Annotated in this window: 14 protein-coding genes and 1 tRNA gene; 7 read left to right on the top strand and 8 right to left on the bottom strand. The window is 64.8% G+C overall.

All coding sequences use genetic code 11. The features are described 5' to 3' along the window. Nucleotides 1-4: 4 nt before the first annotated feature. On the bottom strand, nucleotides 5-997 hold the full coding sequence (locus tag ACU18_RS12025) for a LysR substrate-binding domain-containing protein (protein WP_050685833.1): 993 nt from the start codon (nucleotides 995-997) through the stop codon (nucleotides 5-7). Nucleotides 998-1,117: 120 nt separating this feature from the next. Here ACU18_RS12025 and ACU18_RS12020 point away from each other — a divergent pair, with 120 nt between their 5' ends. Both ACU18_RS12020 and ACU18_RS12015 read left to right on the top strand, forming a co-directional pair. Then, the gene (locus ACU18_RS12020; RefSeq protein ID WP_050685831.1) at nucleotides 1,118-2,365 is read left to right on the top strand and encodes an MFS transporter; all 1,248 of its coding nucleotides are present in this window, start codon (nucleotides 1,118-1,120) and stop codon (nucleotides 2,363-2,365) included. 114 nt (nucleotides 2,366-2,479) lie between these two features. Then, nucleotides 2,480-2,983, top strand: coding sequence for an Lrp/AsnC family transcriptional regulator (locus tag ACU18_RS12015; protein ID WP_050685829.1), 504 nt, complete (start codon nucleotides 2,480-2,482; stop codon nucleotides 2,981-2,983). Nucleotides 2,984-2,991: 8 nt separating this feature from the next. Here the strand turns inward: ACU18_RS12015 and ACU18_RS12010 are convergent, their stop codons facing one another. Beyond that, a complete protein-coding gene (locus tag ACU18_RS12010) occupies nucleotides 2,992-4,233 on the bottom strand; it encodes an MFS transporter (RefSeq protein WP_050685967.1) in 1,242 nt (413 codons plus the stop codon). Nucleotides 4,234-4,399: 166 nt separating this feature from the next. Between ACU18_RS12010 and ACU18_RS12005 the strand changes: the two genes are divergently transcribed. After that, complete coding sequence (locus ACU18_RS12005; protein WP_231686070.1) at nucleotides 4,400-4,879, top strand: Lrp/AsnC family transcriptional regulator; 480 nt, start codon at nucleotides 4,400-4,402, stop codon at nucleotides 4,877-4,879. Between the two features lie 120 nt (nucleotides 4,880-4,999). Next, the gene (gene corA, locus ACU18_RS12000) at nucleotides 5,000-5,995 is read left to right on the top strand and encodes a magnesium/cobalt transporter CorA (RefSeq protein WP_050685824.1); all 996 of its coding nucleotides are present in this window, start codon (nucleotides 5,000-5,002) and stop codon (nucleotides 5,993-5,995) included. Between the two features lie 55 nt (nucleotides 5,996-6,050). Here the strand turns inward: corA and ACU18_RS11995 are convergent, their stop codons facing one another. From ACU18_RS11995 to galU, 6 genes are all read right to left on the bottom strand, one after another. Beyond that, the gene (locus tag ACU18_RS11995) at nucleotides 6,051-7,397 is read right to left on the bottom strand and encodes a hypothetical protein (protein WP_197273571.1); all 1,347 of its coding nucleotides are present in this window, start codon (nucleotides 7,395-7,397) and stop codon (nucleotides 6,051-6,053) included. After that, nucleotides 7,372-10,098, bottom strand: a complete 2,727-nt coding sequence (locus ACU18_RS11990; protein WP_050685820.1) for a hypothetical protein — start codon at nucleotides 10,096-10,098, stop codon at nucleotides 7,372-7,374. The genes ACU18_RS11995 and ACU18_RS11990 overlap by 26 nt, the downstream gene beginning before the upstream one ends. Nucleotides 10,099-10,436: 338 nt before the next feature. Next, nucleotides 10,437-10,509: transfer RNA gene (locus ACU18_RS11985), tRNA-Ala, on the bottom strand. A 121-nt stretch (nucleotides 10,510-10,630) separates the two neighbouring features. Then, the gene (locus tag ACU18_RS11980) at nucleotides 10,631-11,545 is read right to left on the bottom strand and encodes a hypothetical protein (protein ID WP_231686069.1); all 915 of its coding nucleotides are present in this window, start codon (nucleotides 11,543-11,545) and stop codon (nucleotides 10,631-10,633) included. Between the two features lie 81 nt (nucleotides 11,546-11,626). Continuing rightward, nucleotides 11,627-12,247: a GNAT family N-acetyltransferase gene (locus ACU18_RS11975; RefSeq protein WP_050685818.1), complete on the bottom strand. Its 621-nt coding sequence runs from the start codon at nucleotides 12,245-12,247 to the stop codon at nucleotides 11,627-11,629. A 5-nt stretch (nucleotides 12,248-12,252) separates the two neighbouring features. Continuing rightward, a complete protein-coding gene (gene galU, locus ACU18_RS11970) occupies nucleotides 12,253-13,158 on the bottom strand; it encodes a UTP--glucose-1-phosphate uridylyltransferase GalU (protein ID WP_050685816.1) in 906 nt (301 codons plus the stop codon). A gap of 110 nt (nucleotides 13,159-13,268) precedes the next feature. Here galU and ACU18_RS11965 point away from each other — a divergent pair, with 110 nt between their 5' ends. The 3 genes from ACU18_RS11965 (at nucleotide 13,269) to cpaB (ending at nucleotide 15,161) form a co-directional block, all read left to right on the top strand. Next, nucleotides 13,269-13,889 (top strand): 5-formyltetrahydrofolate cyclo-ligase, encoded by a 621-nt coding sequence (locus tag ACU18_RS11965; protein ID WP_050685815.1) that lies wholly within the window; start codon nucleotides 13,269-13,271, stop codon nucleotides 13,887-13,889. Nucleotides 13,890-14,006: 117 nt separating this feature from the next. Next, nucleotides 14,007-14,279 (top strand): FmdB family zinc ribbon protein, encoded by a 273-nt coding sequence (locus tag ACU18_RS11960; RefSeq protein ID WP_050685813.1) that lies wholly within the window; start codon nucleotides 14,007-14,009, stop codon nucleotides 14,277-14,279. Nucleotides 14,280-14,423: 144 nt separating this feature from the next. Continuing rightward, nucleotides 14,424-15,161, top strand: coding sequence for a Flp pilus assembly protein CpaB (gene cpaB / locus ACU18_RS11955; RefSeq protein WP_082178304.1), 738 nt, complete (start codon nucleotides 14,424-14,426; stop codon nucleotides 15,159-15,161). Nucleotides 15,162-15,183: the final 22 nt, after the last annotated feature.

Below are 15,183 nucleotides of genomic sequence, written 5' to 3'. Positions count from 1 at the left end.
GTCCTCATGTTCCCGGCGGCTCCGGTAATGCGTAACCGCCGGCCAGCCCGGCCAGCAGTTCCTGCCCCCGGCTGAGCACCATCTCCCGGAAGAGCCGCACGGAGACGGGCTCGGACCCAGGCTTCCCGCGACGCCAGCTCACACCCACCTCCCGGAATGCGAGCCGGGACGTCAGCGGCACTTCAACCCAGCCCAGGTTTCCTGTTGCTGCCCTCAGTTCCCGGCCCGGGGCGTCGCCACCGGGCGGCAGGATACTGACCCCCAGCCCTGCCGCCACCAGGCCCCGGACGGTATGGGAATCCTGGCTTTCGAAAGCGATCCGGGGCCGGCACCCTGCCTCCTTGAACAGGGCGTCGGTGAGCGAACGCAGGCCATAACCGGGGCCGAGTGCAACAAACGGGTCGGTGCGGACCTCGGCAACGCCGGCACTGCGCCGGCCGGCCAGCCGGTGGCTGTGGTGGACCACCAAACGGAGCGGCTCGCGGTACAGGGGGATGGAGTCCAGGTTCATGCCGGCAGGTGCCACCGGGGCCGTAAGGGCCAGGTCCGACTGGCCGGCGGCCAGTTCCTCCAGGCAGGCACTGCGGGCCCCCTGGCTGAGGGTGAAGACTGCGGCGGGATGGCTGCTTCGGAAGGCACTGATCAGCAGTGGCAGGGCAGCTTCGCCGAAGGTGTGCTGGAAGGAGACGGCGATTTTTCCGCGGGCCACGTCGGATTCGGTGCGCACCAGGTCAAGTCCCGCCTGGAAGCCGGACAGCGCCTGGTCGATGTACGGCAACAGGGTCTGCGCTGCGGGGGTCAGGCGCACTCCCCTGCCGTCCCGGACCACCAGCTCAGCGCCAACCACGGCACTGGCCCGGGCCACGGCCCGGCTCACCGTGGACTGCGGGACGCCGAGGATCTCGGCCGTGGCCGTGATGTGCCCCGTCCGTCCCAGTTCCGCCAGGACCGGCAACAGTGGGAGGAGCTGGACGAGGTGCTTGAGTTCGGGTTCCACGTTGCTGCCGGGCCTTTCCTGCCGGGACCCGGGCGCCCCGGATAATTCATCCGTATTTGCGATTATTTTGACACAAAGCATGCATTGGAGCGATATGACGGCCGGGGCTACGCTTACGGAATGTCCAGCCCCGCCCCCTTCCCCGGCAGCGAGCCGGAACCGCTCCGGTGGAATGGCCACCCGAAAGGTTCGGCGGCATACACGCGGATCCTCGCCGGCCTCTCGTTCGCCGGCGTGGCCACCTTCGCCCAGCTGTACTCCACCCAGGCCGTCCTGCCGCTGCTGGCAGCCGACCTGAAGATCACGGCCGCGGAGGCCGCCCTCACCATCTCCCTGGCCACCGTGGGCCTGGCCGTTACGGTGATCCCATGGTCGTTCCTGGCCGACCGGATCGGCCGGGTGAAGGCCATGACCTGGGGCATCTCCATCGCCACGGTCCTGGGCCTGCTGGTGCCGCTGGCCAGCAGCTTCGGCATGCTCCTTGGCCTGCGGCTCCTGGAGGGCATGGCACTGGGGGGCATCCCGGCCATTGCCATCGCCTACCTCAACGAGGAAGTCACCCGGGCGCATGCTGCCGTCGCAGCGGGCAGCTACGTTGCCGGCACCACGCTGGGCGGGTTGGCCGGCAGGCTGGTGGCCGGACCCGCCGGGGAACTGTGGGGCTGGCGCGCGGCGGCCCTCTCAGTTTCGATCCTGGCCACGCTGGCCGCCGTCGCCTTCCTGCTCCTGGTCCCCAGGGCGCAAGGCTTCGTGGCCGCGCAGGCGTCAGGGCTTCGCGGCGCCGTGGCGACACTGGCCAGGCATCTGCGGAACATCCGGCTCCTGGCACTCTACGTGCAGGCCTTCCTGATGATGGGCGGCTTTGTGGCTGTCTACAACTATCTGGGGTTCCGGCTCTCCGGGGCACCGTTCGGCTTGCCGGCCACCGTTATCAGCCTGATCTTCCTGGCCTACCTGTCCGGGACGTTCACGTCCCGCTGGGCCGCAGGCCTGACGTTGCGGTTTGGCCGCCGGACCATCCTGCTGGCGGGCCTGGCCCTTGCCGTGGCTGGCCTGGCCCTGACCCTCACCCCGTCCCTGCCCGTGATCCTGGCCGGACTGGTGGTGTTCACCGGCGGCTTTTTTGCCGCGCACAGCATCGGCGCCGGCTGGACCGGAGCCATCGCCAGCACAGGAAGGGCCCAGGCGGCGTCACTGTACAACCTGGCGTACTACCTCGGGTCCAGCGTGCTGGGGTGGGCCGGGGGCCTGCTGTTCCAGTCCTTCGGCTGGTCCGCCCTCGCGGGGGCCGTGATGGCCCTTGCGGTCCTCACCGCGGCGACTGTCGCCGTCGTCCATCCCCGCGACCCACTGGTCGCAACGAATTAACCCGCGCCGCATCCCGGCCTTTCGTTGCAGATGTTCGGCGGCGCACCGGCTGCGGCACCTGTTGGCGACAAATCAGCGGTCTAGGATGAATGCAGGACGTTGGAAGGAACTGCAGTGAGTACGAACCCCAGGAATGCCAGGCCGGTCCAGCACCAGGAGTCCCTCGACGCCATCGATGAGCGGCTCCTGGCCGCGCTGGTGGCAGACGCCCGGATCTCCAACAAGCAACTGGCGGAACTGGTGGGCATCGCCCCGTCCACAGCGCTGATGCGGACCCGGGCGCTCTCCGAGCGGGGCATTGTCCAGGGCTACGAGGCGAAGTTGAGCCTGTCCGCGATCGGCCGGTCCGTGCAGGCGCTGGTGGCCGTGCGGCTGCGGGCCCACGACCGGGACCAGATCGACCGCTTCACCGCGCGGGTACCGCACCTGCCGGCCGTGCTGTCCACGTTCCACACGTCAGGGTCGGTGGACTACCTGCTGCACATTGCCGTGGCCACCACCGAAGACCTCCGGGACTGGGTGCTGGACAACCTGGCCACGGATCCGGTGGTGGGCCACACCGAGACCACCCTGGTGTTTGAGCACATCCAGGGTAACCACGGGCCCCTGCCTGCGTAGCGGCGGGCTTAGCTCCGCCGCAGGACCTGCCGGAGCGTCAGGGCCGCCAGGAGCAGTGCCGCCGTGCCGCACACGGCCACGAAGGTACTGACGGACGCCGCGAGCCCGAAAACGCCGGTGGCCCAGCCAAGTCCCAGGACCGGGACGGCGCTGCCCAGGTAGGTGATCACGTACACGGTGCTGACAATCTGGGCGTGCCGGGCCGGTTCAACCCGGGACGCGACGTCGTTGAAGACCGTACGGAACGCCACGCCCTGGCCCACGCCGGCAGCCAGGGAAGCCGCCACCAGCAGCAGCGGGTTGTGCCAGGCTCCGGCCGCGCCCAGCAACAGGATGGCTGTCCCCAGGATCGCCAGACCTGCGGGGACGGCAAACCGGCCACGGATGGCGAGCAGCTGGCTGAGCGCCGAGGCGCCGAGGGTGAGCCCTGCGAGGACACCGATCAACGGCCGGGAATCCGTGCCCAGGACCTGCGCAAAGTATCCCGGGGCCAGGGACAGGCAGAACCCGAAGACGGCGAAGCTGAGAAATCCGACGCCGGATGCCAGCCAGAAGGCCCCGCGCGCCTCGCGGGACACGGAAGGCCGTCGTGGCGCCAGGACCTGCAACGGCCGGGAGACCGGCGGCTGGCTGATGGCGGGGCGGGCCTGCAGGAGGAACAGCGGCACCAGCAGCGCGGCGAGCACCGCGGAATGAACGTAATACGGCATGGCGGTTGGGTCCGGCAGCAGCGAGAGCAGGCCGCCAATGACGGGCCCCGCCGCCACTCCCCCTGCGGAGGCGAGCAGCGTGAAGCGGGAGGCCCATTCGGGGCGGGAGGGCAGCAGTTCGCGCAGTGCGGCCGAGCTGGCGCCCGTGGCCAGGGCCACGGCCATTCCCTGCAGGGCCCGTCCTGCGCACAGCGCAGCAAGGGTGCCGGCCTGCGCAAAGACCCAGCCGCCGGCGAGTCCTGCCAGGACGGCGAGGATCAGCGCGGCGCGGCGGCCAATGTGGTCGGACCAATGGCCGGCCAGCATCAGGGTTGCCACCAGGGCCAGGACGTAGCTGGCAAACGCGGCCGTGACGTCCAGGGTGGACAGCCCCAGCTCAGCCTGCAGCAGCGGATACAGGGGGGTGGCAAGGTTGGCACCCACCAGGAGCACAAAAATGACGGCGCCGGCCATGGCCAGGCGAGCCGTGGTGGAAGCGTCCCAGCCCCTGGCCGCAGCGGCCGGGGCAGGGCGCATGCGAAGTTCACTGAAGACCGTCATGGTGCCGCCTTGGTTCAACCGCGGGGCTGGTCCTTGTGGGAGGCCGCGCGGGGTGGATATCCGATAGCCCTACATTGCGGCATTACTGCCCTATTGAACGGATATTCGTGGCAGAATTGCGCAAAACAGTCAATATTGGCCAGCCAAGATGATGGAAAGTGACCACTTGAACAATCTGGACCCTACTGATCTCAAAATCCTCCTGGCGCTGATCCGCGATCCCCGGATCCAGGTCGGCGAACTCGGCGACTCCTTGGGGGTGGCACGCAACACCGCGCAGACCCGGGTCAAGCGGCTGATCCGCTCGGGCATCCTGAGCCACAGCGGGCGGGAAGTGGACCTGGAGGCGGTGGGCTACGACGTCGTTGCCTTCGTGACCATCGAAGTTTCGCACCGGGAACTGGATGGTGTGGTGGCCGGCCTCCGGACCATCGCCCAGGTCCTCGAAGTGCACGAGATTTCGGGCCGGGGCGATGTGTGGTGCCGAGTGGTCGCCACCGATACGCACAACCTGCAGACCGCGCTGCGGCAGGTGCTCCGGATCAGGGGCGTGATCCGGACGGAAACCGTCCTGGCCCTGCACACGCATATCCCCTACCGGACCGAGCCCCTGATCAGCGGCCTGTCCAAGGCGGCCGGTGGCTGACGGCCGTTGCGGCAGTGTCAGGGGCGTCCGACGGCGGCAGGACGGTTAGGCTTCGGACATGGACTGCCTTTTTTATCACCCCTCGCGTTGCCGGCTTCCAGGGGTCAGGACCACCCGCCCGTGACCATCATCGACAACGCCGTCTACGTTGACGGTGTCAGGCATGCGGAGCCGGAAAGCCTGGAGCAGACGTTTGAGACCTTGGCCCATTACGGCGGGATGGCCTGGATCGGCCTGTACCGGCCCACTCGGGAGGAAATGTCCGCCGTGGCAGCGGAGTTCGGCCTGCACGGGCTCGCCGTCGAGGATGCCGTGTCCGCGCATCAGCGGCCCAAGCTGGAACGCTACGACGACAACCTGTTCACGGTGCTCCGGCCCGCCCGGTACGTGGATGAAACCGAAACCGTTGAATTCGGTGAACTGCACATCTTCACCGGCAAGAACTTTGTGGTGACGGTCCGGCATGCGGAGATGGCAGGCGTGGCCAGGGTCCGGCAACGGCTTGAGGCGCGGCCTGACCTCCTCAAGCACGGGCCCGAAGCTGTGCTGTACGCCCTGCTGGACCGCGTGGTGGATGACTATGCCCCGGTGGTGGCCGGCCTGGAAAACGACATCGACGAGATTGAGGACCAGCTCTTCAGCGGCGACTCAACCGTGTCGCGGCGTATCTACGAGCTGGCCCGCGAAGTGATCCAGTTCCAGCGGGCCATCCACCCGCTGCCGGACATGATGTTCCAGCTCAAGCGGGGGTTTGCGAAGTACGGTGTGGAAACCGAACTCCAGCACAGCCTGCGCGATGTGGAGGACCATGTGGAGCGGGTCATTTCCCGGGCCGATTCCTTCCGGGACCTCCTGCAGAACGCCCTGACCCTGGACGGCACGCTGACCGCGAACCGGCAGAACGAGGCCAGCGCGGAGCAGAACGAGCAGGTCAAAAAGATCTCCTCGTGGGCTGCCATCCTGTTTGCACCGTCGTTTGTGGCCGGAATCTACGGGATGAACTTCGACACGATGCCGGAACTTCACTGGGACCTTGGCTACCCGCTGGCGCTTGCGCTGATGGTGGCCATCGCGGGTGCAATGTATGGGATCTTCAAAAAGAAGGGCTGGCTTTAGGCGCTGGTTGTGCCGGTGTCTTCGGCGATTATCCAGGAGTCGCGGACGGGCACCGCTAGAAGCCGCTGTGGAACAGGGCATGCGACAGAAGCCGCGACACGAACCAGCTGTGCCCCTCCAGCCCGGGCTCGTAGGTACCGCCAGGGGCAAAGCCTTCTGGATTAACGAGGTTCTCGCTGGAGAGGTAGACAAGGGCGTTTCCTGAGGGCATAACGGCGAGGGATCGTGAGTTGTCGGTGGAGTAGATCTCGTAGCCGTCGCTGAGTCCGGCGTATTTTCCGGAACCATTCCGCCGCGCCTTGCCGTTGAAGGAGCTGAAACCGACGGCGCTTTGATATCCCCCGCCGTAGTTCTTGAGCCGGGTTTGCAGTTCGCCATAGATCGCTCCAACCGTTGCAGGCTCTGAGCTGTAGAGCCGGATCATCTTGTCGGAGTCCTCCCCCTGCCAGGTCTTGAGTCTTGACCAGAACTCGTCGTACCCCTGTTTTTTCGTTTTGATCACAACGCCCTGGGGATTGTTCTCGTTAAGCATCACGTCGAAGGCATAAAACTCCTTCACGACGTTCCGCATGAACGGCTCGTTCGCCCGGGCATTGTCCAGGAGGGTGCGGAGGACTGCCCCGCTCCGGCTGTATCCGGAGACGGCCACCCGCTCGAGCGTGACCGCAGCCGCCGGGATCAACTGCGTGGTGACGGCCTCAAAGCATCGTTTGGCGATGTGCCGGAGCGCATCTTCGAATTCCCGGGGGTCGCCCAGGCTGGCGAAAGCATTGGCGCTGGAGACTGGCACCACGACCATCACGGCCAGGGAACTCTTGAGGCTGTCGGTGCGCGGGACGCCGGGCTGGCGGGTCTTGGGGGTTGAGCAGAAATGCTGGGCCACGACATTCTTTTCCTTGCACAGGTACCTTATTCCGAGCTCAAGGAAGTTGGGTACCTGGAGCGGCTCCAGTCCTCCTCTCCAGTACGTCGGGTACTTTTCCAGGCCCGCCGGCGGATGAAAAACAACGCTCGCTTTCACCTTGGGGGCGCTGGAGGTGCCAACCTTGAACTGCCCGACCAGTGCTGGGGAGAGCCAGACGAAGAAAAGCCTCGTCTTCAGCTGATCGGTCGGGTTGTCGGTGCGCTCGAGGACGAAAATCCGTCCGGCATCGGCATCATCCATGTTGCGCTGGAGCTTGTAGTCGATCAACTCCTCCGGCGAGGCTCCTGATTGTGTGAAGACCCGCTCGGTCAGTACCGGAAACTGGCGGCCTTTGTCCCGGTAGATCCTGAGGAGTTCGTGATTCTGGTTGTCGACGTATGTCGATTTGTAGGACTTCAGCAATGAGGTTTCCCGGGTGATGTCCCTCAGTTCCATGGCTGTTTCCCCAGGGCTAAAGGGTGAGGTCTTTTGGCTCATACTCGGAGGCCACGATTTGGTCCGTGGGAAGAATCGATATCCACTGGCTGAAGACCTTGTTGGCGGGCAACCCTGCGTCGAAGCCCGATGCCAGCGGGTCGAACCCCTTTTCAAAGACCTTGTCTGCTTCGAGTACGTTGACGATCTTGCCGTTCTCCTTTTCCATTCGCCCGGCAATGATCTCCAGTACTTCACCGACGGTCTTGCCGCTGAACTCGGCATCCTCTTCAGCCGTGCCGATATAGGGCGTGTTCCACCCGTCGTTCTCGTGGCCTTCGATGCTTCTAAGCCAATTGAGCGCGGCCCCCTCCCTCCCGGGCCGGATCGGGATGACAGCCTTCACCCAGGGCGCATTAAGGAAAGCGTTGCGGAGGTTGTCACCGTCCAACTGGAGCAGCCACCCGAGTGAACTGCCGAACCGTGCGGGAGCGGAGTCTTCGGTAATTCGGTAATTGTCCGGGCGTTTTTCGACGTCATCCCATTTAACGACGTCGTTATCGGTCAGTTCGATTGAGGGGTCTCCCACCTGCACCTGCAAATTGAGCTGGCTTCGGTGCCGCCGCGGCATCCACCATTCAGGTGCTACAAAGTAGAGCATTCCATCCACGTCGAAGATGGCCCGGATGACCTCCGAGCGGACGTGGCTGAGGCGAAGATTGTCCGTATCCTTCTGATTCTTGGAGGCTATGTCCCAGGAGTCGAGCATCAGGCGCTGGAGCAGTTCACGGTAGATAACCGTGCGTTCTTCTTCTCTCAGGTCCCATGAGGGCCTGGACCTGATGCTGCTTGCGTCCTTGATGCGTTGCCTGACGCTCTCCAGGAAACTCTTTTTCAGCAGACGCTGCCTCTCGACGTCGTACTTTTCCTGGATCTTCTTCTTGTTTGCCTCGTATTCGGTGAGTGCGGCAGCCTGTGGGGCGAACACCAGCTCCACGTCGAGGTTGAGGACATTTTCCTTGTTGAAGTTGATGAACTGCAGCACCAGGGTGAACGAGCCATCCGCGTTTTTGGTCTTCGTCCTCACCACGGCCTGTTTGTTGCCTTGCGGCCCAATGATCCTGATGTCGTCGGTCAGGACATAGTCACTTTGCGGAGGGTCAATCTTGAACGTGAAGGGCCCCATGATGACCTGGCTGTCATCGTCATCATCGTCGCCCTTTACGGTGCCAAGGAACTTGTCCTTATATGGCGTGTTGCCCGTCTCCAGATACGCGAACTCGTAGTTTGCATGCCAGTTGCTGTAGTTCAGGATGGGGGTGAAAGGAATCGGCACCGTGATTTTCTTGGCAATGTTGGCCGGGGGCGGGCCAAACTCGGGGTCCTTGAGGTTCGCCAAGTCCGGGGATTCAGCAAAATGCACCAGTTCAGACAGTCCCAGGGACACTCCGGCATCGTCGATGAACACCTGCCAGCACAGCTGGTTTCCCATATCCTGAAGCTGGACGCCAACGCGGCGCATTTTGCGCCGCAGCTCGTAGTTGACCAGCTTGTTCGACGTATTTTGCAGCAGGTACCGTCGGCTGCGCACATCCGTCGACTCTGTCACGGTCTTGAAGATGGACTTGAAGCTCCGCTTGATCTGTGAAGAAAGCTTTTCCGACTGCTCCCGGTTTTGCTTGTGAGTTGCCTCGCGGGCCTCTTTCCGGCTGCTCTCCACGCCGTAATTTGCCGAAGCAGTACCCTGGTACACGCCGAAATTCACAGTGTTCGTGGTCGAGACACCAAGCTTGGTACTGCTGCTGTTCTCGGCTTTCACCGCGTCACTGAGTTCATCCTTAACCGCGCTGCTCTCTTCAGAAGTGGTGGTGGACTCTGACGCACTTTCCTCCTGATGCTCCACGACAGACTTTCGGGTGCTCACCTCGATGAGCTCGATTGTTGTTCCCGGTGCAAGCCAAACATGTTCGACACTTTCGCCCAGAAAGGTTCCCAAATCGAAAAAGTATTGGCGGAACAAGTGCACAAACCCCACAGGCGAGAGCGTCCCGCCGGAAGCGCGGGGGTCTATGCTCGCCAAAGGGTCCGTCGGTCGGAGGATGTCAGTGGCCGGCGCGGCGGTAGTGACAGAAAAGAGCTTGGCGAGCTCGTTGGGATCTGCCCCCTGCTGGGCCTCGGCCTGGGCAAGGAGGAAGACGGCGATCTGGGACTCGTACTGCATGAGGGCCAGGTGTGCTTGCTTAGTGGCCGCAAGCACCTCGCCGGTGATCTGGCCCCCTTGGGCCTGGGCCATCATCTGTTGGTTCAGGCGGGAACGATGGATATCGTTAACCCTCCGCAGCGGCCCTGCCTCGGGGTCCATAAAATTGTTAATTTCTATCAGCGCATTCCATTCTGCACCCTGCGGCAGACGGCCTTCATGCTGTTCCACAAAACCCTGGACGGCATCCCTCAGGACAACCAGTAGCTCGCTGTTGAGTGTCTTGGTCAAGATAACGGAATAGGGCGATATTCCGGAGCCAGGCTGAAGGGGAAACGCCAGAAATTCCAAGGGATGATCATTCTGCACGAGTTCCGGACCGGGTTTGAACCGGGCATCAAGGATCTTCTTGATATGCGGATCGACGATGATTCCACCGCGCTGAATCCATTTTTTGGTCAGCCGTGATTCCCAGCCCAGCAGAGGTTGATAGACACCGTAATGTTCGCTGGCATACGGCGGGATCCCTTTGTAGGTATCAAGGTCTTTGAACAGATCAAACATGAGGAATTCCTCGCGAGGGGCCGAGTACCGGAGATGCCTCGGAGGAGGTGATTGTACTGATCTGTTCCCTGTCACATTCTGCGAAGGATGACTGACCCGCGAAGCGCACAACATCCATATCGTGGCACGCCGGTATTGGATTGTAAACGCCCAAATGGGAGTGGCAGGGGGAACGTACAATCCAGGGATGGCCACGCGGGCCAGAGCTGCTGGGCGTTCCCGGTATCTTTTGTACCAAGGGCGGGATGCCCGAGCGGGATTGCCCCGGCATCGGATCACCATGGGCAAAAGGAAAGGCCCCCAACCCAACGTTTCCGCAGGTCAGAGGGCCTTGATTGTGGAGCTAAGGAGATTCGAACTCCTGACCTCTTCGATGCGAACGAAGCGCTCTACCAACTGAGCTATAGCCCCGGATGATGCCGCACGCCAACTGCCGCTGCGGAACCGGTGACCCTAGGCTATAAATTTTCCCGGCCTAATGCCAAACCGGCGCACCGGCCGGCCACGGGAATCCCGTCGCACCGCGGAACTGCTAGGCGCGGCGGCGCTGCAGGACGTCGTCGAGATTGCCCAGGGCGCCCTGTGCCTTCGCCGGCTGCGCGGCGTCAGCGGCGGACGCCTGGGCTTCCGCACCCTGGCGCAGGGACGGCTTGCCGGCTGCCTTGGGCGCTTCGGGAAGTTCCAGCGGCGCGGGAGCCGGGCGTTCCGCCTTGGCAGCCTCGACGTAGACGGGCTTGGGAACCTCCACGGGCTCCCACGGGGTGTTGGCTGGCCCTGCAGGGGCGATGATGGCGCTGGCATCTCCGGCGGCCACAGCGACGGCGAGGGCAGCGTCGCGGAGTTCCGCAGCCGTCAGCGGCTTGGCGGCCCCGCTGTCGGCTTCCGCGTCAAAAGGGGGGTCCTCCCGGGGCGCCGGGCCGGCGTCGGGCGTGGCGGGGTGGTTGCTGGCAGGTTCAGCGCGATGCGGAGCCGGGCCCATGGCGTCGCGGAAGGCGGCCTCAACCCTGGCAGCCCGGTCCCGAAGCGCCAACCGGCGCAGGACCACCACGGCCAGGACGGTCAAGGCAAGGCAGGACAGGGGCAAGGCCGGCGACCCCACTCCGAAAGGCAGCAGAACGCCGGAGACAAAAGCGGTCAGCAGCGCCAGCAGGCCACCCAGCGCCAAAGCTGTGCGGCCGTAACGGATCCGGAACTGGCCGGTGGGCGGCGCGCCTGCTCCGGGGCCGGCGCTCTTCCTGGTATCCATTGCTTTCTCCTGCCGGGCGGCAACGTTCAGAGCCAGGCCCGCAGTGGGGTCAGGCAGCTCCTCGTGGGGGGTGTCCACCGGCATCTCGCCGGCGGGCAGGAACTGGCTGCGCCGGTTCCGAAGGACATAAGGGGCAACCCATACAATCCAGAGCACAACGGCAACCACAAGGATCACTGAGCTGCTAAGGGGGAAGTCCACACTCAAAACCGTATGAGCATCACGGCGGCTGCCGCCGCATTGGCCGCGGTGTGTCGTGGTCCGGCTGGCAAATCACTGGATTTATGACGTACGGGTCGCCAGCCACCGGTGCAGCAACCCCTCAGGGACCTCTTCTGATGTAAGCGCAAACGTGCGGTGATCAGCCCATTCACCGTTGATGTGGAGGTAGCGGGGCCGGTAGCCTTCGTCACGGAATCCCAGCTTCTCCACCACCCGCAGGCTGGGTCCGTTTTCGGGCCGGATATTGATCTCCATCCGGTGCAGCCCCAGGGTGCGGAAGCAATGGTCGGTGGCCAGCGCCACCGCTGTCGGTGCGAACCCCCGCCCCGCCCGGTCCTGGTCAACCCAGTACCCCAACGTGGCCATCATGGCTGAACCCCACACAATCGAAGACACCGTCAACTGGCCCACGATGGCCGCGGGGCCGCCGGGCACGCTGCGCTCAGCGATCACAAACGGCAAAGCCGTTGCCGCCGCCGCCTGCGAGTTCAGGGACCGCACCATCTGGCGGTAGTCAGGCAACCCCCCACCGGGTGCGGGGTTGGACGCCTCCCACGGGGCCAGCCATTCGCTGTTGCGCCCCCTGACGGCAGTCCATTCCTTCTTGTCCCGGTACCGGATGGGACGAAGGACCAGGTCGTCGCACTCCAGCGTTACCGGCCAGATGGGGCCCAGCCGCATGGGTGCTACTTGGACAGCCCGGCAGTGAAGCCCGGCAGCCAGTCGCGCAGGCCGGAGCCAAGGTCTTCACTGTCAATGGCGAGCTGGATGCAGGCTTTCAGGTAGCTCAGCTTGTCGCCGGTGTCATAGCGGCGGCCGCGGAACACCACGCCGTAAACACCGTGTCCCTCGCCTTCAACTGTGGCCAGTTCCTGCAGCGCATCCGTCAGCTGGATTTCACCGCCACGGCCCGGTCCCGTCTTTTCAAGGACGCCGAACACAGCGGGGTGCAGCACGTAGCGGCCAATGACGGCCAGGTTTGACGGCGCTTCCTCCACGCTGGGCTTCTCCACAAGCCGGTTGACGCGGACGTAGTCCTCTCCTGCAACCGCCTCGATGTCGGCGCAGCCATAGGCACTGATCTGCGACGGTTCAACTTCAATGAGTGCGACGACGGACCCGCCGGTTTTGGCCTGGACGTCAATCATGGTGGCAAGGAGTTCGTCGCGGGCATCGATGAGGTCATCGCCCAGGAGCACGGCGAAAGGTTCGTTGCCCACGTGCTGCCTGGCGCGCAGGACGGCGTGGCCCAGCCCGTTGGGGTCACCCTGGCGGACGTAGTGGATGTCCCCCAGGTTGCTGGCCGCCTGGATCGAGGCGAGTTTCCGGGTATCCCCTTTTTCGGCCAGGGTTGATTCCAGGGCCGGCACGCGGTCAAAGTGGTCTTCCAGGGCGCGCTTGTTGCGCCCCGTAATCATAAGGATGTCGTGCAGCCCCACGTGCACGGCTTCCTCCACCACATACTGGATGGCAGGCTTGTCCACCACAGGAAGCATTTCCTTGGGCATGGCCTTCGTGGCGGGAAGGAACCTGGTCCCCAGCCCGGCGGCGGGGATAACGGCTTTGCGCACTCTGGGGTTACTGGTAGTCACGGGACTAATCTAACCTCAGCGTCAACCATTCAGTAATCAGCACAGGCGTTGCCTGCACCGCGGAAACATCGCGGCCCGGCCCGCCGACACCGGCTTCCAAGGATGTCACCATGAGCGATGAAAACGCCACGGCGAAGGAGAACCTCCGGACTGAGCACCGGCGACGGCGCTCCACCCGCAGCGCCGAGGGACTCGCAGCTGCCGGAGCCGGCCTCGCCCTGCACGGCCTGGAGTGGGCCGACGCCATCCTCGGCGGCCGTCGGGAAACCGTTTGCGCCTATCTCAGCGTGGGGACGGAGCCGCCCACCTTGCCCTTGATCCAGGCCCTCCATGCAGCTGGCCACCGCGTGCTGCTCCCCGTGTGCGAAGCCGAACGCGAGCTGAGCTGGGTGGACTGGCGGCCGGGGGTGCAGTTCGAACGAAGCAAGTTTGCTCCCCTGCTGGAGCCCACAGGCCCAAGGCACCCGACAACGGTTGCAGGGCAGGCTGCCCTGCTGTTCCTGCCGGCCACCGCTGTGGACCGCGACGGGAACCGCCTGGGCCAGGGCGGCGGATATTACGACGTGTTCCAGTCCCACCTGGCGGCAGCAGACCGCCACATCCCCCGCACAGCAGTGGTTTTCGACGACGAGATCCTCCCCGCCGGAAGCATTCCTGCAGAACCCTTCGACAGGCCTGTCCCCACAGTCCTGACCCCGTCCGGCTTCCAGCGCCTCTCCCACCAGGATTGACCCAGCTACTGAAGCCGTCGGCTGGAATGCTAGAATTGGCACTCAGGCCCTGCGACTGCTAATGGAACACCAATCGGCAGCACGGGACCTTCCCTTTGCCCAAGAGGAGGAGCACCAGTGCCAACCTATGCCTATGCCTGCAAGGACTGCGGCCACGTCTTCGACATCGTGCAGTCGTTCACCGACAGCACCCTGACCACGTGCCCCGAGTGCGGGGGAAACCTGCGCAAGAAGTTCAACAGCGTTGGTGTGGTCTTCAAGGGCTCCGGGTTCTACCGCACGGATTCCCGTGACGCCAAGGGAAGCACCGTCTCGCCTGCGCCGTCGGCCCCCGCGGCTGCGGCCGCCGCACCTGCTGCCACCCCGGCTGCGGCCGCCAAAGCCAGCTAGCACCCCTTCGGGTCCACCCGCCTGAGCAGGGGGTACGACGGCGGTCCCGGCTTTGTGCCGGTGCGCACCTGTGCTTGACCCGGGTTTGTCCACATAGCAGCTGCCCCTGTGTCATGCGGGGTTTCGTCGCGCCTACGGTGAAGCATGCCCGCTTCCCCCTACCGCCAGCGCCGCGGCAACATTCCTGGACAACGCGTCCACGGCAGTTCAGGCCGCGGCGGCTGGAGCAACGGGTCAAAAGCCACCCGGCGTTTTGGTGCCTGGCTGGGACGCAATCGTAGGCTGGCCGTTGCCCTGCTCCTGTGCGCCGCCGCGGCCATCACTGTCCACCAGCTCACTCCCGCCCCGCCCGCGTTGGCCGGGGTCCTGGCTGCGGCACGTGACCTTCCGGCGGGGACGGCGCTGCAGGCGTCGGACCTCGCTGAGCTGCGGGTGCCTCCCGGCCTGCTCGCTTCCGGTTTCCTGCAAGACCCCGGCCAGGTGGCGGGCATGCAACTGGCAGCCCCAGTGCGCAAGGGCCAACCGCTGGCGGACACGCTGCTGGTGGGTCCGGGCCTCCTGGCCGGGACAACTCCCGGTTCCGCGGCCGTGCCGCTCCGGATGGCCGATCCGTCCTCGATCCAGCTGGTGGCGCCGGGCCAACTGGTGAACGTGGTGCTCACGCCCTCGGACGGCTTCGAACCCCTGGCACCCTCAGAAGTCCTTGCCAAGGGAGTCCCGGTCCTGTGGACCTCCGGCAAGGGCGCCCAGGACGGCCAGTGGCTTGGCACGGCTGAGACCGAGGGCCTGCTGGTGGTTGCTGCCGACAGCAGCCAAGCCGAGCGCCTGGCCGGGGCGTCCACGCGGGGCCGGCTGTTTTTTGTCCTTGTTGGCCCGCCTTAGGGCGGGTCGGCCGTCAGACCGC

It is taken from the genome of Arthrobacter sp. ZBG10 (genome assembly GCF_001238605.1).
Taxonomy (GTDB): Bacteria; Actinomycetota; Actinomycetes; order Actinomycetales; family Micrococcaceae; genus Arthrobacter.
This window is presented reverse-complemented; position numbering and strand designations above follow the sequence as displayed.

Excerpts from the sequence above, each read along its gene's own strand:
- ACU18_RS12010 (WP_050685967.1), bottom strand. The coding sequence starts at position 4,233 with ATGACGGTCTTCAGTGAACTTCGCATGCGCCCTGCCCCGGCCGCTGCG.
- ACU18_RS11990 (WP_050685820.1), bottom strand. The coding sequence starts at position 10,098 with ATGTTTGATCTGTTCAAAGACCTTGATACCTACAAAGGGATCCCGCCG.
- ACU18_RS12020 (WP_050685831.1), top strand. The coding sequence starts at position 1,118 with ATGTCCAGCCCCGCCCCCTTCCCCGGCAGCGAGCCGGAACCGCTCCGG.
- ACU18_RS11965 (WP_050685815.1), top strand. The coding sequence starts at position 13,269 with ATGAGCGATGAAAACGCCACGGCGAAGGAGAACCTCCGGACTGAGCAC.
- ACU18_RS11975 (WP_050685818.1), bottom strand. The coding sequence starts at position 12,247 with ATGCGGCTGGGCCCCATCTGGCCGGTAACGCTGGAGTGCGACGACCTG.
- ACU18_RS11995 (WP_197273571.1), bottom strand. The coding sequence starts at position 7,397 with ATGAGCCAAAAGACCTCACCCTTTAGCCCTGGGGAAACAGCCATGGAA.
- cpaB (WP_082178304.1), top strand. The coding sequence starts at position 14,424 with ATGCCCGCTTCCCCCTACCGCCAGCGCCGCGGCAACATTCCTGGACAA.